The sequence below is a fragment of the Streptococcus australis genome, assembly GCF_019930045.1.
Taxonomy (GTDB): domain Bacteria; phylum Bacillota; class Bacilli; order Lactobacillales; family Streptococcaceae; genus Streptococcus; species Streptococcus australis_D.
In genome coordinates this window covers 1-4,111 of record NZ_JAHZQQ010000087.1, presented here as the reverse complement: position 1 = coordinate 4,111, position 4,111 = coordinate 1, and the positions used below count along the sequence as shown (strand labels likewise).

At 38.7% G+C, this 4,111-nt stretch carries 4 protein-coding genes and 1 tRNA gene; 3 read left to right on the top strand and 2 right to left on the bottom strand.

Going from position 1 to position 4,111, the window contains the following annotated elements; translation table 11 throughout:
• Positions 1 to 639: 639 nt before the first annotated feature.
• Positions 640 to 1,992, bottom strand: coding sequence for a 23S rRNA (uracil(1939)-C(5))-methyltransferase RlmD (gene rlmD / locus K1J10_RS10180; RefSeq protein WP_223357253.1), 1,353 nt, complete (start codon positions 1,990 to 1,992; stop codon positions 640 to 642).
• A 158-nt stretch (positions 1,993 to 2,150) separates the two neighbouring features.
• Between rlmD and recX the strand changes: the two genes are divergently transcribed.
• From recX to K1J10_RS10165, 3 genes are all read left to right on the top strand, one after another.
• Positions 2,151 to 2,927, top strand: coding sequence for a recombination regulator RecX (recX, locus tag K1J10_RS10175; protein WP_223357251.1), 777 nt, complete (start codon positions 2,151 to 2,153; stop codon positions 2,925 to 2,927).
• A gap of 87 nt (positions 2,928 to 3,014) precedes the next feature.
• On the top strand, positions 3,015 to 3,548 hold the full coding sequence (gene ntdP / locus K1J10_RS10170) for a nucleoside tri-diphosphate phosphatase (RefSeq protein WP_154852127.1): 534 nt from the start codon (positions 3,015 to 3,017) through the stop codon (positions 3,546 to 3,548).
• Positions 3,549 to 3,647: 99 nt separating this feature from the next.
• Positions 3,648 to 3,965, top strand: coding sequence for a DUF960 domain-containing protein (locus K1J10_RS10165; protein WP_048690403.1), 318 nt, complete (start codon positions 3,648 to 3,650; stop codon positions 3,963 to 3,965).
• A gap of 70 nt (positions 3,966 to 4,035) precedes the next feature.
• Here the strand turns inward: K1J10_RS10165 and K1J10_RS10160 are convergent.
• Positions 4,036 to 4,109, bottom strand: a tRNA-Pro gene (locus K1J10_RS10160).
• Positions 4,110 to 4,111 lie beyond the last annotated feature (2 nt).

The following is a 4,111-nucleotide window of genomic DNA, read 5'->3' as shown; positions in this document are numbered from 1 at the left end:
TAGCTTACAGAACTGCTTGTGAAGCTCTAGAGGATGAGTTCAAGTAAATGTTGCACTTATTCTTGCAATTTATCATAAAACAAAAAATAACTTTTAGAGCCTAAATAATGAAACTCATTTTAAATTTTTAGATTAGAATCTATGATTATAGGTTATATGAGATGGCATTAAAATATATTTATAATCCCCCCTAATATTTAAATCTTACAATTTGCAAAAAAACGCATTATTCTTGAATATTTATCAGCTATTTGTTTCGTTTGTTATGTTATCATTATAATAAAACAAGTAACAACATACAATTTATATTAGATAATATAGAATCAATTGCAAATAGTCTTCGCGAATAGGAAAAGATGCGAATCAGTTATCTAACATTAACAAGAGAGTTCCATTATTCTTCCTAAAATACTTATAAAACTATAAAAATGGACGAAAACCAAACACATAATCAAAAAGAATAAATTATTTCAACTAACTGAAAAACGAACATCAGCTACTAAAATAAAAAATTAACAACTCAAATTTGCTAATTTCTTATTTAGTATAACTATTTAAAAGCTAAATAATAGTCTATTTATCATTTATTCCTGTATATCTTAATCTGTAATCAAAGGACAGCAGACTTTATTGATCAGACTATTTCTTCACTAACTTCACCACAGCCTCTGTCCGAGCTGTATGGGGAAACATATCCACAGACTGGATGTAGACGACATCATATACCTTGGTCAAATCCACGAGGTCTCGCGCTAGGGTGGAAACATTACAAGAAACGTAGACCATCTTTTGAGGGGCATAGCGCAACAAGGTGTCAATCAATTGAACTCCCAACCCTGTCCGAGGTGGATCCACAATGACTGCATCTGCGCGATAGCCTTCCTTGTACCAACGAGGGATGATTTCTTCAGCCGTCCCAGCTTCATAGTGGGTATTATCAAAGCCCATCTGCTTCGCATTGTATTTAGCATCCTCAATCGCTTCAGGGATAATGTCCATCCCCCGTACACTCTTGACCTTGTCCGCAAAGGCAAAACCAATGGTCCCAACCCCGCAGTAGGCATCAATCAAATGATCCTCTGGTGACACATCCAATGCCTTGACAGCTTCACTATAGAGGAGTTCTGTCTGCTCAGGATTTAACTGGTAAAAGGCCCGAGGAGACAAGGAAAATTCATAATCTAAGACCCCTTCTCGAATGGTCTCCTGACCCCAAATAATCTGTGTCTTCTCTCCATAGATCTCGCTCGATTTGGAGGTGTTCAGATTGACTGCCACCGTTACAATTTCAGGGTGTTTTGCTACTAGATCTACAACCAAGTCTGTTAAATTGAGTTGCCGACTCGTCACCACGATCATTTGGACCTGTCCAGTCTTACGAGCCCGGCGCACCATGATGGTCCGAACCCCCAACTGTTTCCGATCATCTGAAATCGGAATCTGGTAGTAGGTCAATAGGTCCGCTACATGATTGGCGATTTCCTGAATGACCGGATCCTGGACCAGACAGTCCCTTAATTCCACTAAATAATGGGAATTTTGAGCGTATAAACCGGCCTTAACCTGCCCCTTGAATTTACGTGTCTGAAATTGGAGTTTAGCCCGATAATACTGAGGTTTTTCCATCCCAAGAGTCGGATGGATTAGATAATTTTCATAGCCGGTAGGAGCATATTTCTTCAAGGCCTGTTGCAGCAAGTCCGTTTTGAACTCCAACTGCTTGCTGTACTTCAGATGCATGATTTGGCAGCCCCCACAGGTCTCGTAAATATCACAGGTTGGCGTTACCCGATACTTGGAAGCCTTGTTGACGGACAAGAGCTTGGCTTCTGCAAAGTTCTTTCGAATCGCAGTAATTTGGCAAAAAACATCTTCACCCTTTAAAGCCCCAGGCACAAAGACTAAGGTTTTCTTGTAAAAGCCAATCCCTTCTCCATTAATTCCCATTCGCTTGATTTTCAAAGGAATTCTTTGTTTAACTTTTAGATTCATATGTCTATTATACCATGTAGTTTCTCATTCGTTTAGAATATGATAGAATTGAAAAGAAAAACAAGGAATTACAGACCATTTCTCAATAAGAATACGAATAATATAGAGAGAAAGACTGATCATAACCCGAAATAAAACTGAAACGAAACAGGAAGCCTATGAAAATCACCAAATTAGAAAAGAAAAAACATCTCTACCTTCTAGAGCTTGATCTAGCTGAATCCCTCTACATTACAGAAGACACCATCGTCCGCTTCATGCTCTCACGAGACAAGGAAATTAGCCAGGAAGAACTCAAGGAAATCCAAACCTTTGCCCAGCTCTCCCATGCTAAAAATTTAGCCCTCTACCACCTTTCCTTTAAAGCCCGAACAGCTCGCGAAGTTCGCGACTACTTAGCCAAGCATGAAATTGACGAATCTACCATTGAAACCGTCATGAACACCCTAAAAGAAGACAAATGGATCGATGACTTGGCCTATACTCGCGCCATCTTTCAATCCAATCAACTCTCAGGTGACAAGGGACCTTATCTCCTCAAGCAAAAGCTCATTCAAAAAGGTGTCTCTTCCCACTATACTGATCAGATTACCTCAGAAATTGATTTTTCCGAAGTAGCTCAACGAACTGCCCAAAAATTAGCCAAACAATACGCTAAAAAACTTCCACCAAGAGCCTTAAAAGATAAAATCACACAAAATCTTATCAATAAAGGCTTTAGTTATGAAGTTGCCAAGCACGCCTATCACCAGTTGGATATCGAGCCAGATGAAGAACAAACACTCGACCTGATTATGAAGGAACTGGAAAAGCAACATCAAAAATATTCTCGAAAATACGAGGGCTACGAGCTCAAACAACGCCTCACTCAAGCACTAGCTCGCAAAGGCTACGACTACTCTGACATTTCTACAGCTCTTCGCGAATTCCTTTAAATAAAAATTTATATGAAAATCCCTTATTTTCATGAAAATATGATACAATATAGAGGATGTACTTAGATTGTAGAAAGTTGGTAAGTTATGAAACTACCTAAAGAAGGCGACTTTATTACAATTCAAAGTTATAAACATGATGGAAGTCTCCACCGAACGTGGCGGGACACCATGGTACTAAAAACTACGGAAAACGCACTGATCGGCGTCAATGATCATACTCTCGTTACAGAGAGCGATGGTAGAAGATGGATTACCAGAGAGCCAGCAATCGTCTACTTTCATAAGAAGTATTGGTTCAATATCATCGCTATGATCCGCGATAATGAAGTGTCCTACTATTGTAATCTAGCCAGTCCATTTTATATGGATCAGGAGGCACTAAAGTATATTGATTATGATCTTGATGTTAAAGTCTTTCCTGGTGGTGAAAAGAAACTGCTGGACGTAGAAGAATACGAACAGCACAAACGCAAAATGAACTATTCAGATGACATTGATTTTATCCTAAAAGAAAATGTCAAAATCCTTGTAGACTGGATCAACAATCAATTAGGTCCTTTCTCTGAGGAATACATCAAAATTTGGTACAACCGTTATGTTGAACTGCGAAATAAATAAAGTTGAAAAGAGCGAAAGCTCTTTTTTTCGAACTTAATACTTGCAATATCCACTTAAAACAAGTACTATGTACTTAATAAAAAGAGGAAGGGAGATACTATGGCGTTTACGAATACTCGAGGTCGCTATGCTAGTTTTGGGGTTATGACCAGTTTACCAGACGATATTATTGATAGTTTCTGGTATGTCATTGACAACTACCTCAAGCATGTCTATCCCTTAAACTCCGTTCTAAAATTTGAACTCATCAATCGAAAAGGAAAAACAACTTTACGGTTCAGTCAAAAAGACTTCCCCTTAGAAATTGCAGTTGATTTCCTTATTCCCTTCGACCCCTATTATCCAAGACAAGTTAGAATTGTCGATAATAAGGGACGAGAAACCATCATGCTGATTGACGAATACCAATTATTATAAAAGAAAAAGGCCAAACGGCCTTTTTTCGTTACAAACAAAATAAAAAAGGTCATCTGACCTTTCTACTCTATCGGGAAGACAGGATTCGAACCTGCGACACCTTGGTCCCAAACCAAGTACTCTACCAAGCTGAGCTACTTCCCGAA